At 62.5% G+C, this 17108-nt stretch carries 16 protein-coding genes; 12 read left to right on the forward strand and 4 right to left on the reverse strand.

Going from position 1 to position 17108, the window contains the following annotated elements:
* Positions 1–7: 7 nt before the first annotated feature.
* Together QQJ84_RS01435 and QQJ84_RS01440 are read right to left on the reverse strand one after the other, a co-directional pair.
* The gene (locus tag QQJ84_RS01435) at positions 8–1615 is read right to left on the reverse strand and encodes a phosphoenolpyruvate carboxykinase (protein ID WP_284256147.1); all 1608 of its coding nucleotides are present in this window, start codon (positions 1613–1615) and stop codon (positions 8–10) included.
* Positions 1616–1685: 70 nt separating this feature from the next.
* Positions 1686–2174: a pyridoxamine 5'-phosphate oxidase family protein gene (locus QQJ84_RS01440; RefSeq protein ID WP_284256122.1), complete on the reverse strand. Its 489-nt coding sequence runs from the start codon at positions 2172–2174 to the stop codon at positions 1686–1688.
* A gap of 59 nt (positions 2175–2233) precedes the next feature.
* On the opposite strand from QQJ84_RS01440, the gene QQJ84_RS01445 reads away from it, so the two are divergent.
* The 4 genes from QQJ84_RS01445 to QQJ84_RS01460 all read left to right on the forward strand — a co-directional run bounded on the left by QQJ84_RS01445 (position 2234) and on the right by QQJ84_RS01460 (position 6096).
* Positions 2234–2935 carry a response regulator transcription factor gene (locus tag QQJ84_RS01445; protein ID WP_284256123.1) on the forward strand — a complete coding sequence of 234 codons (702 nt, stop codon included), beginning with the start codon at positions 2234–2236 and terminating at the stop codon, positions 2933–2935.
* Between the two features lie 28 nt (positions 2936–2963).
* Positions 2964–4598: a stimulus-sensing domain-containing protein gene (locus QQJ84_RS01450; RefSeq protein ID WP_284256124.1), complete on the forward strand. Its 1635-nt coding sequence runs from the start codon at positions 2964–2966 to the stop codon at positions 4596–4598.
* 4 nt (positions 4599–4602) lie between these two features.
* Positions 4603–5226, forward strand: a complete 624-nt coding sequence (gene upp / locus QQJ84_RS01455) for a uracil phosphoribosyltransferase (RefSeq protein ID WP_284256126.1) — start codon at positions 4603–4605, stop codon at positions 5224–5226.
* A gap of 93 nt (positions 5227–5319) precedes the next feature.
* On the forward strand, positions 5320–6096 hold the full coding sequence (locus QQJ84_RS01460; RefSeq protein WP_284256127.1) for a hypothetical protein: 777 nt from the start codon (positions 5320–5322) through the stop codon (positions 6094–6096).
* A 59-nt stretch (positions 6097–6155) separates the two neighbouring features.
* On the opposite strand, the gene acs is transcribed toward QQJ84_RS01460, so the two are convergent.
* Complete coding sequence (gene acs, locus QQJ84_RS01465) at positions 6156–8090, reverse strand: acetate--CoA ligase (protein WP_284256128.1); 1935 nt, start codon at positions 8088–8090, stop codon at positions 6156–6158.
* A gap of 324 nt (positions 8091–8414) precedes the next feature.
* Between acs and QQJ84_RS01470 the strand changes: the two genes are divergently transcribed.
* The 7 genes from QQJ84_RS01470 (at position 8415) to ptsP (ending at position 14352) form a co-directional block, all read left to right on the forward strand.
* A complete protein-coding gene (locus tag QQJ84_RS01470) occupies positions 8415–8618 on the forward strand; it encodes a cold-shock protein (RefSeq protein WP_284256130.1) in 204 nt (67 codons plus the stop codon).
* A gap of 224 nt (positions 8619–8842) precedes the next feature.
* Complete coding sequence (locus QQJ84_RS01475; protein ID WP_284256131.1) at positions 8843–10495, forward strand: long-chain-fatty-acid--CoA ligase; 1653 nt, start codon at positions 8843–8845, stop codon at positions 10493–10495.
* A 56-nt stretch (positions 10496–10551) separates the two neighbouring features.
* Positions 10552–10980 (forward strand): HPr kinase/phosphorylase, encoded by a 429-nt coding sequence (locus QQJ84_RS01480; protein WP_348522654.1) that lies wholly within the window; start codon positions 10552–10554, stop codon positions 10978–10980.
* The gene (gene rapZ, locus QQJ84_RS01485; protein ID WP_284256134.1) at positions 10977–11876 is read left to right on the forward strand and encodes an RNase adapter RapZ; all 900 of its coding nucleotides are present in this window, start codon (positions 10977–10979) and stop codon (positions 11874–11876) included. The genes QQJ84_RS01480 and rapZ overlap by 4 nt, the downstream gene beginning before the upstream one ends.
* 10 nt (positions 11877–11886) lie before the next feature.
* Complete coding sequence (locus QQJ84_RS01490; protein WP_284256135.1) at positions 11887–12309, forward strand: PTS sugar transporter subunit IIA; 423 nt, start codon at positions 11887–11889, stop codon at positions 12307–12309.
* 2 nt (positions 12310–12311) lie between these two features.
* Complete coding sequence (locus QQJ84_RS01495; protein WP_284256136.1) at positions 12312–12599, forward strand: HPr family phosphocarrier protein; 288 nt, start codon at positions 12312–12314, stop codon at positions 12597–12599.
* Complete coding sequence (ptsP, locus tag QQJ84_RS01500; RefSeq protein ID WP_284256137.1) at positions 12586–14352, forward strand: phosphoenolpyruvate--protein phosphotransferase; 1767 nt, start codon at positions 12586–12588, stop codon at positions 14350–14352. Before QQJ84_RS01495 ends, ptsP begins: the two co-directional genes overlap by 14 nt.
* 44 nt (positions 14353–14396) lie before the next feature.
* On the opposite strand, the gene QQJ84_RS01505 is transcribed toward ptsP, so the two are convergent.
* Positions 14397–14588, reverse strand: coding sequence for an HIG1 domain-containing protein (locus QQJ84_RS01505; protein ID WP_284256138.1), 192 nt, complete (start codon positions 14586–14588; stop codon positions 14397–14399).
* A 95-nt stretch (positions 14589–14683) separates the two neighbouring features.
* Here QQJ84_RS01505 and QQJ84_RS01510 point away from each other — a divergent pair, with 95 nt between their 5' ends.
* Positions 14684–16969, forward strand: coding sequence for a mechanosensitive ion channel domain-containing protein (locus QQJ84_RS01510; RefSeq protein ID WP_284256139.1), 2286 nt, complete (start codon positions 14684–14686; stop codon positions 16967–16969).
* The last annotated feature ends 139 nt before the right edge of the window (positions 16970–17108 follow it).

Consider the following 17108-nt stretch of genomic DNA (forward strand, 5'->3'; position numbering starts at 1 on the left):
GGGCAGGTTAAGCGGCGGCGCGGATCGCGGCGGCCTTCACATCTTCGTCGACCAGGTCTGCAAACGTGGCAAAATTATCAACGAAGCGCTGCACCAGCCCCTTCGCCGCGGCGTCATAGGCGGCGCGGTCGGCCCAGGCGGAGCGCGGGTCGAGCACTTCGTCCGGCACGTTGTTTACATGCACGGGGATTTGCAGCCCAAAGAACGGATCGGTGCGATACTCGATGTTATCCAGCTCCCCGGCCAGGGCGGCGCGCAGCAGGGCGCGGGTATGGGTGATGGACATGCGCTTGCCCACGCCATAGGCCCCGCCGGTCCAGCCGGTGTTCACCAGCCAGCAGGAGGCGCCGGTTTTGGCGATGAGGGCCTGCAGCAGCTTGCCGTAGACCTGCGGGTGGCGCGGCAGGAAGGGCGAGCCGAAACAGGTCGAGAAGGTGGCCTGGGGCTCGGAGCCGAGGCCCTTCTCCGTCCCGGCGACACGCGCGGTGTAGCCGGAGAGGAAGTGATACATCGCCTGCGCCGGGTTGAGCCGGGAGATCGGCGGCAGCACGCCGAAGGCATCGGCGGTGAGCATGATGACGTTTTTGGGCGTTCCGCCCCGGCCGGAGAGTTCCACATTGGGGATGAATTCCACCGGGTAGCAAGCGCGGGTGTTCTCGGTGTAGGTCTGGTCGCTCAGGTCCAGGCGGCCCTGCGGGTCGGCGACGACATTTTCCAGCACAGTGCCGAAACGGTGCGTGGCGGCCCAGATTTCCGGCTCGTTCTTCTGGCTGAGATCGATGACCTTCGCGTAGCAGCCGCCTTCGAAGTTGAACACGCCATCCGGCCCCCAGCCATGCTCGTCATCGCCGATCAGGCGGCGGGTCGGGTCGGAGGAGAGGGTGGTTTTGCCGGTGCCTGACAGGCCGAAGAACAATGCGGCGTCTTCCTGAGGGCCGATGTTGGCGGAGCAGTGCATCGGCAGCACATCGCGCTCCGGCAGGATCCAGTTCATCACCGTGAAGATCGATTTCTTGATTTCGCCCGCATATTGCGTGCCGGCGATGACGATCATTTTTTCCGCGAACGAGAGCACGATGGCGGAGGAGGAATTCACCCCATCGATGAGCGGGTCGGCCTCGAAATCCGGCGCGTGCAGAATCACGTAATCAGGCACGAACCCGGCAAGGTCTTCCGCCGGCGGGCGGATGAACATGTTGCGCGCGAACATTGCGTGCCAGGCGCCGGTTGTGACCAGGCGGATGCTGATGCGGTTGGCCGGGTCGGCGCCGGCGTAGAGGTCCTGCGTGAACAGTTCGCGGCCCTGCAGATATGCCTGTACGCGCGATTTCAGGATCGCGAATTTATCGACAGGCAGTTTTTGGTTGATCTTGCCCCACCACACATTTCCGGTGGTGGAGGGTTCATCGACGACAAATTTATCCCCGACGGAGCGGCCGGTATGCACGCCGGTGCGCACGATAAGCGCGCCGTCGGCCGAGAGCCGGCCCTCGTTTTTGCGCAGGGAATGCGTCACCAGCGCCGGGGCTGTCAGGTTGGCGTGCAGGGCGGAGGCGACGCGCACACCGGTGCCAGCGAGGGGGACAGCGTCCCTGAGATTGGCGAAATCAGTCATGTGGGTCACGGTCAAATCGTTCCTCTGCGGCTGGAAATCTGTTCCTTCATAAGCAGCCGGACCCCTCGTATCAACCGGAAGCGTTCTCAAAAATGCGATTAATTTCATGCTGCAATGCAGCGAGACGTAACCGAGACGCCGCGGCAAACCCGCCGACATAATGGGCATCGTTCACCACGACCCGCCAGAGGTGAAAATCCGCGAACCCGGCATATTGGCTGGCGTAGGGGTGCGCGCGCAGGAAGCGTTCGCGGGATGCGGGATCGGTGGTGATCCGCGCCGTGCCGCTGAGCAGCAGCCGGGGCGCCGTTTGCGGGTTTTCATCCACGGCCGCGCCGGTTACCAGCAGGGCGCAGGCCGGGTTGGCGCGCAGGTTTTTGGTATGCGCCGCGAGATCAGAGAGCAGCAGGATGGGGCCGCCCTCCGCATCCAGCGCCGGTGTCACAAGGGCGGCGTGGGGCAGTCCGGCGGCGGTTGTGGTGGCCAGCGTGGCGCTGCGCGCGGCCGTGAGCAGGCCCGCCGCCTCTGAGTAAAAATTCCGCTCTTGATTTGCCGCCATAATCCGGTCACTCCCACGATGCACTTGACACTTATGTCCGCAAATATGAGTCCCAACAGATGAAACACACAATCGCCCTGGTCGATGACGATCGCAACATCCTTACCTCCGTCTCCATGACGCTGGAGCAGGAGGGGTTCGACGTGCGGACTTTCACCGATGGAGAGTCGGCCCTGCAGGCCCTTCTCGCCAAACCGGCCGATCTGGCGGTGCTGGATATTAAAATGCCCCGCATGGATGGCATGGAGCTGCTGCAGAAACTGCGTGTCCGCACGGCGATGCCGGTGATCTTTCTCACCAGCAAGGACGATGAGCTGGACGAGCTGATGGGCCTGCGCCTTGGCGCGGATGATTACATCACCAAGCCCTTCAGCCAGCGGCTGCTGCTGGAGCGTATCCGCGCCCTGCTGCGCCGCAACGAGGCCTCCAAGGCCGAGGGGTCGGGCGCTGCTCCGGCCAGCGTTATAACCCGGGGCAACCTCACGCTGGACGAAACCAAGCACCAGTGCCTCTGGAAGGGCAAGGACATTCAGCTCACCGTCACCGAGTTTTTGCTGGTGAAGGCCCTGGCCCAGCGCCCCGGCATGGTGAAGTCGCGCGACCAGTTGATCGACGCCGCCTATGGCGAAAATGTTTACGTCGATGACCGCACCATCGACAGCCATGTGAAGCGCCTGCGCAAAAAATTCCGCAACGAGGACGGCGAATTCGACCAGATCGAGACGCTCTACGGGATCGGCTACCGCTACAAGGAAGCCTGAATTTGCACACGACCGCTCCGGCCGCCCCATGACCAATCAAAAACCCCGCCTCTCGCGCCTGCTGCGCGACATCCTGCTGGTTAACCTGCTCCCCGTGGCGCTGATCTTCATGGCGCTGTTTTATCTGGACCAGTATCAGCAAGGACTGCTCAGCGCCGAAGTCGCCGCCTTGCGTGAACAGGCGCGCATTTACGCCAGCGCGGTCGCGCAAACCGCCGTGCAGGAAAACAGCAGCGGCGCCACCATCAACCCCGATCTGGCGCAGCCGCTGCTCTACCAGCTGACCGAGCCAACCCCCAACGCGCAGGCGCTGATCTACGGGCCTGACGGCGAGCTGATCGCCAATTCGCGCGTCCATCCCGGCCCTGGCGGCGCGATTGTCACCGAACCGCTTTCCGCCCCGCCGCCGCCGGGCTTTTTCCCCCGCGTGATCGGCTTCATCTACGACCATTTATTGGGTTCCGTGGCGGGGCAGGTCGACGAAACCGGACTTTTAGGCTCAGGCGCGGGGGAAAACCCCGCGACTTTGGGCTGGCAGCCTGATGCCCGCCAGGCGCTGCAACTCACCAGCGCCGGTCCGAATCAGGAATCACCTCCCTTCGTGCGGCGCGATAGCCAGGGCCAGCTGCTCATCACGGTCGCCGAGCCGATCGAGCGTAGCCAGCAGAGTGTGGGCACCGTGCTGCTGACGCGGGAGGCCGATGAGGTGGACCGCGCCGTGCTGGCGGTGCGGATTTCCATTCTCGGCCTGTTTGCCCTGGCGCTGGGGCTGACTGTCATTGTCTCGTTCTACCTCGCCCGCACCATCGCAAGCCCGATCCTCCGTCTGGCGGGGGCCGCGGCGCTGATGCGTGAGGGGCGCGCGCGCACCCAGGCGCTGCCGGAGAGCATCACTGGGCGCAACGACGAGATCGGCACCCTGGCCCGCGCGCTGGATGGCTCGGCCAAGGCCCTCTGGGCGCGGATGGACGCCATCGAGCAATTCGCCGCCGATGTCAGCCACGAGATCAAAAATCCGCTGTCCTCCATCCGCTCCGCGATCGAGACCCTGAGCCGGGTCGAAGACCCCACCCGCGCCGCCCGGCTGCTCGCCATCATCACCCAGGATGTCGCCCGGCTGGACCGGCTGATTACTGATATCTCAGACTCCTCGCGGCTGGATTCCGAGCTGTCGCGCAGCAAGATGGAAATTGTCGACCTTGCGCGCATTCTCGCCACGCTGTCCGAAATCCACGACGCCACCCGCAAGGATAACGGCCCCTATGTGGTGGTCGATGCCCCCGCCGTCGGGCTTTTCGTGCGCGGGGCGGAAAACCGGCTGGTCCAGGTGCTGCGCAACCTCATCGGCAACGCCATCTCCTTCAGCCCGCCCAACGGCAAAATCTGGCTGCGCGGGCGTGAGACCGGCGGCATGGTGGAGCTGGCGGTGGAGGATGAAGGCCCCGGCATCCCCGATGCCAAGCTGGACGGTATTTTTGACCGTTTTTATTCCGAGCGGCCGCAGAGCGAGCAGTTCGGCAGCCATTCCGGCCTTGGCCTCTCCATCTCCCGCCAGATCGTCGAGGCGCATCTGGGCCGCATCTCGGCCGAGAACCGGCGCAACGAGGAAGGCGCCATCATCGGCGCGCGCTTCGTGATCAGACTGCCAAAAGCCGAAGGGTGAGCAAATGGTAACTGTGATCGACCACCCGCTGGTGCAGCATAAATTGACCTTGCTGCGCCGCAAGGAGACCACCACCGGCGAGTTCCGCCGCCTCTGCCGCGAAATCGCGTTGCTGCTCGGCTATGAGGTGCTGCGCGACCTGCCGCTGGAGCCCATCACCATCGAGACGCCGCTGGAGAGAATGCAGGCGGTGCAGGTCTCGGGCAAAAAACTCTGTTTCATCTCGGTGCTGCGGGCCGGGGAGGGGATTCTGGACGGTATTCTGGATCTGGTGCCCTCCGCGCGGATTGGCCATGTTGGGCTCTACCGCGACCCGGCGACGCATGAGCCGGTGAAATATTATTTTAAGGTGCCTGAGGGCATGGCCGAGCGCCTGTGCATCGTGGTTGACCCGATGCTCGCCACCGGCCACTCCGCGGCCGCCGCCGTGACCATGTTGAAGGAGGCCGGCGCAAGGAGACTCAAATTCGTCTGTCTGCTCGCAGCACCCGAGGGCCTGGCGTGGTTCGAGGCCGCGCACCCTGACGTGCCGGTGTTCGCCGCCGCGGTGGACCGCGAGCTGGACGATCACGCCTACATCCACCCCGGCCTGGGCGACGCCGGCGACCGGCTTTTTGGGACGAAGTAGGCGGCCAGGATAACGCTGGATGACTATAATATATCAGATGGATGTATTAGGGACATATTTTGTCCGTAATGTATAAGGATATGGAGCGGACAGATGGGTGTACAGAAGCCGTACCACAGAAATTACCGCGCGATGAAAGAGAGCCATAATTCTGGATATAATGAAATAGCCTATATTAGAGATGAGAATTATGCAAAAGCACCGGTTCATTATCTAAGAGCCTTTATGATTATTCAAAGAGATTTAGAAAAAATATTTGAATATATTGAGCCAAGTGAATCGAGCTTAAAGGCGTATTCATATCGTATACATGAATTGCTGATGAGGACATGTATTGAAATCGAAGCAAATTTCAAAGCGATTTTGGCAGAAAATTTATTTATTCCAGAAAAGAATAAATATGGCCAAATCTACAACATTCGCGTCTATAAAAAAGTTAATAAAACCCATCATCTTTCTTCTTATGAAGTTAGCTTACCTATATGGAACGGCGAGAAAAGAATTTTAAAACCATTTCACAGTTGGATTGAGGGAAAAACCCCAGTTTGGTATCAAGCATACAATAACAGTAAGCATGATCGTCTCGAAAAATTTAAAGAAGCAAATCTCGAGAATTTAATTGACGCCGTGGCGGGGTTACTTGCGCTTATCTCATCGCAGTTTAAGACAGATGATTTTTCAGCATCAGTTGGTTTTTTAAGTGTGCGCGATGTTGATTATTATGACATGGGGCCAGCAATTGGCTCGTTCTTCAGGATTAGATTTCCTGCTGATTGGAGTGATGAAGAAAAATACGATTTTAATTGGAGCGAACTCTCTAAAGAGTCCGATCGGTTTGCAAAAATCAACTACAATCAGATTGATTCTTAGTTTTTTGGTGGCATCGGGGGGTGCTGTGTCCAGGGAGGTCTGGACACAGCAATGGAGTTTCAACCCGCGCGGTTATCCACCAGATCAGTCACCACGCCCGGATCAGCCAGGGTGGAGGTATCGCCCAGGCTGTCGGTTTCGTTCGCGGCAATCTTGCGTAAAATCCGGCGCATGATTTTGCCCGAGCGGGTTTTCGGCAGGCCCGGCGCCCATTGGATCACATCCGGTGCCGCAATCGGCCCGATCTCCTTACGCACCCAGGCAACAAGCTCCTTGCGCAGCGCCTCGGTCGGCTCCGCATCGGCCACCAGGGTTACATAGGCATAGATGCCCTGGCCCTTGATCTCGTGCGGGAAGCCAACCACGGCCGCTTCCGCGACTTTGGGGTGCAGCACGAGGGCGGATTCCACCTCCGCGGTGCCCATGCGGTGGCCGGAGACGTTAATGACGTCATCAACCCGCCCGGTGATCCAGAAATAGCCGTCGGCATCGCGGCGCGCGCCGTCGCCGGTGAAATACAGGCCCTTGAAGGTGGAGAAATAGGTCTGCACGAAACGGGCGTGGTCGCCGTAGAGCGAGCGCATCTGCCCCGGCCAGGAATCGGCGATGCAGAGGTTGCCCTCGGTCGCGCCGTGCAGGCGCTGGCCTTCGCCGTCCACCAGAATGGGAAACACGCCCGGCAGCGGCAGCGTCGCCGAACCCGGCTTCTGCGCGATGGCGCCGGGCAGCGGCGAGATGAGAATGCCGCCGGTCTCCGTCTGCCACCAGGTATCCACGATCGGGCAGCGGTTCTCGCCGACCACGCGGTAATACCAGTTCCACGCCTCGGGGTTGATGGGCTCGCCCACCGAACCCAGAATTCGCAGAGATTTGCGCGAGGTTTTGTGCACCGGGCCTTCGCCGTCGCGCATCAAGGCGCGGATGGCGGTCGGCGCGGTGTAGAAGATATTCACCTGATGCTTGTCGACGACCTGCCAGAAGCGCGAGGTGTCCGGGTAGTTGGGGATGCCCTCGAACATCAGCGTGGTGGCGCCATTGGCCAGCGGCCCGTAGACGATATAAGTATGCCCGGTTACCCAGCCGACATCGGCGGTGCACCAGTAGACCTCGCCGGGGTGATAGTCGAACACATATTGATGCGTGAAGCTCGCCCACACCATGTAGCCGCCGGTGGTGTGCAGCACGCCCTTGGGCTTGCCGGTGGAGCCGGAGGTGTAGAGGATGAACAGCGGGTCCTCGGCGTTCATCTCGGCCGGGGTGTGGGCGGGCGAGGCGGCGGCGGTCACATCTTCATACCATACGTCGCGCCCGGCCTGCATCGCCACATCGCCGCCGGTGGCCTTCACCACGATCACGTTTTTCACCGTCGGGCAGCTCTTCAGCGCCTCATCGGCGTTCAGCTTCAGCGCCACCTTGCGCCCGCCGCGGCGGCCTTCATCGGCGGTGATGAGCGCGACTGAGTTGCAGTCCTGAATCCGGTTGGCCAGAGAGTCGGGCGAGAACCCGCCGAACACCACGGAGTGGATCGCGCCGATCCGCGCGCAGGCGAGCAGCGCCACCGCTGCTTCCACGATCATCGGCAGATACACGGTCACCACATCGCCTTTTTTAACACCCTGGGCGCTCAGCGCATTGGCCAGGCGGCAGACCTGCTCGTGCAACTCCCGGTAGGTTACCTTCTTGGAGTCATTCGGGTCATCGCCTTCCCAGATGATCGCGACCTGATCGCCGCGTTCGGCCAGATGCCGGTCCAGGCAGTTGGCGGCGGCGTTCAGCGTGCCGTCCTCGAACCATTTGATCGAGACATCCCCGGTGAAATTGGTATTTTTGATCTTGGTGGGCGCCTTCATCCAGTCGATGCGCTTGCACTCTTCCGCCCAGAATTCATCAGGCGCCGCGGCGGCGCGGGCGGTCATTTCGTCATAGCGCGCCCGTGGTATCAGGGCGGCCGCCGCAATCTCTGGTTTTACCGGTACAACATCCGCATCTGACATGTTCGACCCTCCGTAATTTATTATAGGCTTATGCCGTTATGCCAAGAATCCACAGGGTCCGAAAGCCTGTCCCAAATTTTAGCACATCACCGGCCGCCGCCATGCGAAAATACGGGTTTCAGGACATGTCCTCAGGCCCAGGTATGAGGAAGTCGTTGACAATACCAAAGGTTTCTGCGCGAGATTTGATGGCAATCGACTTTGGCTTGACTTGGGAACGCGACCCCGGCGACCGGACGCATACAAGATTAACCAGAACCCGGTTGTCCCTCAATCCGCGCGGCAGGCGCGCGGCGGGCCAATGTTAAGGAGCGACGACGAGTAATGGCTACCGGCACTGTTAAGTGGTTCAACACCACCAAAGGATATGGTTTTATTGTTCCCCAGGATGGCGGCAAGGACGTGTTCGTCCACATTACCGCCGTGCAGTCCGCGGGCCTGCGCGGCCTGAACGAGGGCCAGAAGGTCACGTTCGACATCGCGATGGAACGTGGCAAGGCCGCCGCGATCAATCTTAAAGCCGTCTGAGCCACAGCGCCGGTTTCATACTGGCCAAACGGGCCGGGCGCAGTTTTAACGGGGCCTTTGGGCCCCGTTGTTTTGTTGCAATCAGTTAAAAACACCGCTACCCCGGCCATATATCAGGTTAAGCCCAACGGGCAGCCTGAAGGCTGAGCGGCGTGATTTCCGGTGCTGAATGATCCTGTTCCCGGAATATCGGCTCTCCTCAGCATCATTATGAGGGGGAAGACATGGACGGTTTGAGCACGCCGCGGCCGGTACCGGGTTTTGAGCCGCCCCATGAGCCAGCCTTTGCCATGCTCGATGATGCCGTGCGCAGATTCGGCCCCAGGCCGGCGCTTGATTTCCTCGGCCGCCGCTGGAGCTATGAGCAACTCGGCCAGCTTACCAACCGTGCCGCCGCCGGCCTGCAGAAGCTGGGTGTCAGGCCGGGTGTGAATGTTGGCCTCTGCCTGCCCAACTGCCCATATTCCGTCATCATGTACCATGCCATCCTCAAGGCCGGCGGCACGGTGGTTAATTTCAACCCGCTCTACACCTTGCCCGAGATCGAGGCGCAGGCCCGCGAAACCGATGTCAGCATCATGGTTTCCATGGATCTCGCCCTCATCCAGGACAAAATCGGCAAGCTCGCGGCGAGCGGCCTGTTCAAGCGCGTTATCATCTGCCCGATGGGCCCCCTCCTCACGCCGCTTAAAGCCATTGCGTTCCGGCTGTTCAAGCGCAAGGAGCTGGCGCGCGTTCCCGATCACGCGCCCTATGTAACATTTGAGCGGTTGACCTCAGGCCCCGCGCAGCCCGCCCCCGTTGCGATCGACCCAACGCGCCATATCGCGGTGCTGCAATTCACCGGCGGCACCACGGGTAAGCCAAAGGCCGCCCAGCTCACCCACACCAATATCAGCGTCAATGTCCGCCAGGTGCTGGCGGTACTTCCGGGCATCATCCCCGGCGAGGAGCGGATGCTGGCGATCCTGCCGTTTTTTCATGTTTTTGCGATGACGGCCGTGATGAACCTGTCGTTGAGCATCGGCGCTGAAATCATACTGCTGCCGCGGCTCGACCTGAAACTGCTGATGCGCACCATCTATCATCGCCGCCCGACCATTTTGCCTGGCGTGCCCACGCTCTTCACCGCCATCAGCAATGCCGCCGAGGCATCGGGCAAAGCCGATCTGAGCTTTATCAAATTCTGCGTCTCTGGCGGCGCCCCGCTTTCCGCGGAAGTGCAGGACCGTTTCGAGCGCATTTCCCATTGTCATATCCTGGAAGGCTATGGGCTTTCGGAAACCTCGCCGGTGCTCGCCTTAAACCTGCCGGGTGCCAGCAAGCGCGGCAGCGTCGGGCGCGCGCTGCAAGGCACCACCATCGAGATCCGCGACCCTGAAAACCCGGACGTGATCCTGCCGCAAGGCGCGCGCGGCGAGATTTGCGCGCGCGGGCCGCAGGTGATGCCCGGTTACTACCATCAGCGCGAAGAAGCCCAGGTGTTCACCGGCGGCGCCTTTCGCACCGGCGACATCGGCTATCTCGACGAGGAGGGTTATCTCTTCATCGTTGACCGCATCAAGGACATCATCATCTGCGGCGGCTACAACGTGTATCCGCGCACAATCGAGGAAGCCGCCTATCAGCATCCCGCCGTGCAGGACGCCATCGCCATCGGCGTGCCCGACCAATACCGCGGCCAGGCGCCGAAGCTTTTCGTTACCCTGCGTCCCGGCAAACAGGCCACCGGCGCGCAAATTCTGGAATTTCTGCAAGAGCGGCTGAACAAAATTGAAATGCCAAGGTCGGTTGAAATCCGCGAGACCCTGCCGCGAACCATGGTCGGAAAACTCTCCAAAAAGGAGCTGGTGGCCGAGGAGGCCGAACAACCCTGAAGCGGCAAGCCCTTTCGCTTTCGAACAAAACTTGCCACATTCTCACCATCATGCGCATGCACGCCTCTTGCGCCGCCCGGCCCGGCCCGGACGGTTACGACGCCATTCTGCTCCTCGGTCCTCCGGGGGCGGGCAAATCCGACTTCTTGCTGCGGCTGATCCACGATGGTTTCAGCCTCGTGGCCGATGATCAGGTGGTGATCTGGAACGGGATCGCCAGCGCTCCGGCGGCGCTGGCCGGGCTGCTGGAGGTGCGGGGGCTGGGTATTTTCCATCTGCCGCATCTGGCCAGCGCGCCGCTGCGCCTGGTTATCAGCCTTGGGGCGCCGCCCGCGCGCCTGCCGGAGCCGCAAACCCATGTGCAACTCGGCCTGCCGCTTGTCATCATCGATCCCGCTCAGCCCTCCGCCGTTGCCCGCGCCGTTCTGGCGCTGGAAGCCGCCTGCGGCCGCCTGACCCAGGTTGCGGGCAGCTTCGCGCCATGAGCGGCGGCGCCCAAAAACTCAGCATCGTGCTTGTCACCGGCTTCTCCGGGGCGGGCAAAAACGCCATTTTGCGCGCCCTGGAAGACCTCGGCTTCGAGACCATCGACAACCCGCCCCTCGCCACCCTGGAGGAGCTTGCCAGCCGGGCCGAGAAAAACCTCGCCATCGGGGTTGATGCCCGCTCGCGCGGTTTTTCCTCCGAGGCGGTGCTGGAAACCCTTGCCCGTCTGCGCGTGCATCCGGCGCTCGCCCCCTCCCTGGTGTTTGCCACCGCAACCCAGGATGTGCTGCTGCGCCGCTACTCCGAGACCCGCCGCCGCCACCCGCTCGCGCAATCAGGCCCGGTGGCGGAGGGAATCGCGCTGGAGCGCGCGCTTACCGCCCCGCTTGTGCAGGCGGCGGACCTGCGGATTGATACCTCGAACCTTCCACTGGCGCGCCTGCGGGCCATCGTTGAACAGAATTTCGGCGCCGGGGCTCCGCCGATGGCGATTTCCCTGGTCTCCTTTGCTTATCCCGGCGGCCTCCCGCCTGAGGCGGACCTTGTTTTCGATGCTCGATTTTTGCGCAACCCGCATTACGACCCCGCCCTGCGCCCGCTCAGCGGCCTCGACCCTGAAATTGGCAGCTTTATCGAGCAGGACCCTGATTTTGCTACTTATTTTAACCATATCAAGGACATGGTTGAATTTTTATTGCCGAGATTCGTGCAGGAAGGAAAAAAATATGCAACAATCTGTATCGGATGTACCGGCGGGCAACACAGATCAGTGTATATGATTGAAAAGCTGAAGAGCAGTTTGGGCCGAGCGGGGTGGCGCGTCAGCGTTACCCACCGCGAAGCCGCGAAGTTTGAAGCCGCACGCGCCAACCAGAAATCGCACGCCAAGGAATGAGTCTCTCAATATGATCGGTCTGGTTCTTGTTACCCATGGCGCGCTGGCCGTCGCCCTGCGCGATGCCATGGAACACGTTGTCGGCAAGCAGAAAAACGTCGCGACCGTATGTGTCGAATCGGATGCTGAATTCGAGAGTCAGCGCGCCGAAATCGCCCGCCGGCTGGATGAGGTCAATTCCGGCGATGGCGTCATTCTGTTGACCGACATGTTTGGCGGCACCCCCAGCAACCTCGCCATGTCCATGCTGAGCCAGCCGGGTGTTGAGATCATCGGCGGCGTGAACCTGCCCATGCTGGTGAAGCTGGCGAAAATCCGCGGCACGCAGACATTGGCCGAGGCTGTGCGCTGCGCGGAGGACGCGGGGCGCAAATACATCTGCTCGGGCCATGAAATTCAGAGCCCCACCACCACCCCGCGCGCCGCGGAGTAGGCATGAGCGAGAACAGCGCTGCGATTACAATGGATGTCGGCATCGTCAACCGGCGCGGCCTGCACGCGCGCGCGGCGGCCAAGCTGGTCACCTTGGCGGAGCGTTTCAGCGCCTCGGTCGATGTCGCCAAGGATGGCCAGAGCGTCTCCGCCCGCTCCATCATGGGGTTGATGATGCTGGGTGCCGGCCAGGGCAGCAAGGTGCGCCTCATCGCGGAGGGGTTCGACGCGAGGGAGGCCCTGGACGCCATCGCCGCGCTGATCGAGGCCGGCTTTCATGAAACTGACTAACCGCGCCGAACAGCGCTTCACCGGCCATCCGGTCTCGCCTGGCATCGGCATCGGCCCGGTGCACGAGACCGGCGAACCGGCGCTCGTCATCGCCCATAAAAAAATCGCGGCGGCGGATACGGCGGCGGAAATGGCCCGGTTGGAGGAAGCGCTGGCCCGCTCGCGCCACCAGTTGGGTAAGCTGAAGGCGCGTTTGGCCGGGTTGCCCGAACATAGCCAGACCGAGATCGCGCCGCTGATCGATGCCTATCTGCACATGCTCGGCCCCTCGCGGCTGATGCGCGGCATCAAGGCGCGGGTGCAGGATGGGCTGATCGCCGCCGAAGCCGCGGTTCACGCGGAGTCCGAGGCGCAGGCCGAGGCGATATTGTCCTTGACCGGCTCGGACCGCCAGGGCCGCGCCCGCCGCGCCGAGGAGGTGCGCGAGATCGGCCGCCGCATCCTGCGTAACCTCACCCGCCAACCCTTCCGCAGCTTCGCCGGTCTGCCCCAGGGCTGCATTCTCGCCGCCAGCGACCTGCGCCCGGCTGACGCGGCACTCATCCAGCCCGCGAACTTCGCAGGGATCATCACCGAGGAAGGCGGCGCGGACGGCCACACGGCTGTTATGCTGCGCGCGCTCGGCCTGCCCGCGGTGCTTGGCGCCGCCGGTGTGCTCTCAGCCGCCGCCCCCGGCAGCCTCGCCATTATCGACGGCGACACCGGCACCATCACCCTCAACCCGAGCCAGCCCAGCCTGGATGCCGCGCGGCAGAAGCTCGCCGCCATCACCCGTACCCGCCGCGCGCTTACCCGCCTGCAACGCCTGCCCGCCGCCACGCGCGATGGCACCGCGGTCAGCCTGCAAGCAAACCTCGAACTACCTTTTGAACTGCCGATGATCGCGGAATCCGGCGCGCATGGCATCGGCCTGTTGCGCAGCGAATTCATCTTCATGAACCGCGAGATACTCCCCGATGAGGATACCCAGACCGAAATCTACCAGAATATCGTCGAAGCGATGGACGGCGACCCGGTGACCATTCGCGTGCTCGACTGGGGGTCGGATAAGGAAATCGAGGCGCTCAGCGCCTATATGCCGCTTCACGATGAGCCAAACCCGGCGCTCGGGCTGCGCGGCATTCGCCTGTTGCTGCGCCATCCGGCATTGCTGGAAACCCAGCTCGCGGCCATTTTGCGTGCCGGCGCCGCGGGGCCGGTGCGCATTATGCTGCCCATGGTCTCGCTGGCCGCCGAAATTCTTGCCACCCGCGAAATTTATGACCGTGTATGGAAGCGGCTCAAGCGCAAGGGCGTGCGCATGGCCGCGCAAAAGCCGCCGCTCGGCATTATGGTGGAAACCCCGGCCGCCGCCCTGGCCGCGCGCCAATTGGCAAAATATGCCGATTTTTTTGCCATCGGCACCAACGACCTCACGATGTATACGCTGGCCGCCGATCGCGGCCTGCCGGTGGGCAGCAAGCTTTACGATCCTCTGGAGCCGGTTGTCCTTAACCTTATCAGCATGACGGCACGGGCGGCGGCGGAGGCTAAAATTTCCGTCTCGCTTTGCGGCGAGCTGGCCAGCCGCCACCAGGCCGCGCCGCTGTTGCTTGGCCTGGGCATCCGCCAGCTTTCCATGCATGGCAACGCCATTCCCCGCGTCAAGCGCGCCATCCGCGCCGTGAGCCAGACGCAATGCGACGACATGGCCGTGGCCGCGCTCGCCGCACCCGATGCTGATGCCGTGCGCGACATTATCCGCGAAGCCTGATACTCGCGAAGCCTGACACTCGCGAAGTTTGGCGTCAGGAAGGTTTAGACCCCGGTGGCCATCAGGAGCACGACCAGCGCAATGGCGACACCTTGCAGGATCACCCGCAGCCGCATCAGTTTGTTGGAGGTGCGTGGATCACGGTTGGCATCGACCATGCCGATGGCGCCGATCAGCATGACCACGACCACCGCCAGCATATCGGCAGCCAGCAAAACAATAATAAAATCTCTCATGGCTCCCATATAAACCCGGCCAGGGCATTCTGCATACCGCTGACATGTGGTGCCTCCGGTTGACTCTGCCACCATTACCCGTTCTGGCTCACAGCATGCGCATTTCTCCTCTTTTTGCCCTTCTCCTTGCCCTGGCGTGCGGCGCCCCGGCCTTCAGCCAGGCCGCGCCCGAGCCACAGGCCACCCCGGCCGCCGCCGCGCCCGCGCCCGCGAAGCCGGCCAGCGCCATTATTCCCGGCTCGCCCCTGGCCGCTCTCACCGCCGCCGCGTCCAGCCCGGCGGACCTTGATGCAAATACGCCCGCCCCGTTCGGCACCACCTCGTTTGGCTTCTCCCTTGCCAACACCCTCGGGAGTGAAGCGGCGGGGACCTTCGGCGATTTTCTCAATGCCATCCAGCAATCCACGCAGCTCACGCCGGTGTGGGACTGGCTGCAAAGCTTTCCCAAGGCCCCGGTGCGCCGCGCGCATCTTCTCAGCATTGCCGAGGGGCTGGGCGTCACAATTCTGCCCGCTCTCCTCGTGGAGCTTGCCCTGCGCTTACTTCTCGCGCGGCCCCGCAGCGGGCTGATCAGCCGCTCCGTGCCGCCACCCGCCGCGGTTCTCTCCGAGGATGAGGAGGAGCGGGGGCTGGCCGATGCCGAGGCGGGGGGGAGCGAAAAACTCCCCGGGCGGCGTGTCTCGCTGCGCGCCTGGGGGCGGCGCGGCCTGTTCGCGATGCTTTATTCCGGCCTTCGGCTGCTGCCGCTGTTTGGCTTTGCGCTAACCGTGGCGGCGCTGCTGGCAAGCGGCCTTGCCAGCGAGCGCCCGGCACATCTGGCGGTCGCTGGCATTGCCAATGTCTATCTGCTTGCGCGCTTCCTCTTTGAGGTGCTGGCCGCTCTCGTTGCCCCCGGCGCCCCCAGCCTGCGGCTTGTCGCCATGCCGGGCCGCCGCGCCACCTCGTTGATGCGCCAGGCGATGGCGCTGCTCGCCACCGGCTTTTTCGGCTACGCCGTCGTCTCAATCGCCCAGCTGCTGGGGCTCGCCCAGCCTGGCGCCATGGTGCTGATCCGGCTCATCGCGCTGGTCATCCATATCGAAATCGCCATTGCCATCTGGAACAGCCGCCATCTGGTGGGGCGGTGGATCGCTGGTCCGCCCGAGGCAACCAATGCTTTCGCCGGTTTCCGCCGGCGGATGGGGCGCATCTGGCACTATCCGGCGCTGTTCTACATTCTCGCCTTGTGGGTCGCCTGGGCCGGAGGCGTGCAGAATGCCTTTGGCGTGCTCTTGCGCGCGGTCCTGGTCTGCCTCGCCGCCCTGGTACTCGGGCGGATCGCCTGGAGCGGCAGCTCATTCTTGCTGGAGCGTGCCTTCCCCGATTCTTCCGAAGCGGCCCACCCGGCCCTGTTCGCGCGCGCGCGCGCCTACAACCCGCTCATCCGCGTGCTCATACGTGCCGGCATCGCCATCGCGGTCATCGTTCTTGTGCTGCAGGGCTGGGGCGTCAACGCGCTTGGCTGGCTGCTCACCAACCCGATCAGCGTCAGTCTCATCAACGCTGGCATTTCCATCATCATCACCATCGCCGCCGCCCTGATTTTATGGGAATGCGCCAATCTCATCCTCGCCGGGCGGATTGAGCGATTTTCCGTAACGGGGCGCACCCGTCAGGCCTCGCGCCTGCGCACCCTGCTGCCGATGCTCAAGGCCACCATCGGTGTTTCCATCTTTCTGGTCGCCGGGCTCATCTGCCTCTCTAAAATCGGCGTCAACGCCGCGCCGCTGCTGGCCGGCGCCGGCGTGCTCGGCATCGCGATCGGCTTTGGCAGCCAGAAGCTGGTGCAGGACATCATCACCGGCCTGTTCCTGCTGCTGGAGGACGCCATGCAGGTGGGTGACTATGTGTCCCTCGCCGGGATGACCGGCACGGTCGAGCGCCTCTCCATCCGCACCATCCGTCTGCGCGGCAGCGACGGCTCGAACAACATCATCCCCTTCTCCGCCGTCACCACAGTCACCAATATGACGCGCGATTTCGGCTACGCGCAGATTTCGATCGATGTTGGCTATCAGGAAAATCTGAACCGGGTTTTTGCCGTGCTGAAGGATATCGCCCAGGCGATGCGCGCCGAACCCGCCTGGGGCGCGATGATCCGCGACGATTTTCAGCTTTTTGGGCTGGACCAGTTCGGCGCCAACGGCCTGGTCATCACCGGGCAGATCCGCACCGGCCCCGGCCAGCACTGGGCCGTGCGGCGGGAGTTTTATGCCCGGGTCTACAAGCGCTTTTCAGAGGAGGGGATTTCGATCCCCACCGGTCAGCAGAGTTTCACAATCGACCCGGCGGTGCTGCGGACCTTGGCCGCGGCGGCACTGCCCGGATCAGCCAGTGATTAGATCAATATTGGTTTAGCTTGAATCACCCGATTCAAGCGAAACCAATGAAATTGATCGTAAAACATAAGCTAGAGTCAGGACTCATTCTTTGAGGTAGAAGGCGACTGCGGCTGCGATGCAAATGGCGGAGAAGAATGTG

Origin of the sequence: Acidocella aquatica (assembly GCF_030160635.1) — a bacterium.
Taxonomy (GTDB): domain Bacteria; phylum Pseudomonadota; class Alphaproteobacteria; order Acetobacterales; family Acetobacteraceae; genus Acidocella; species Acidocella aquatica.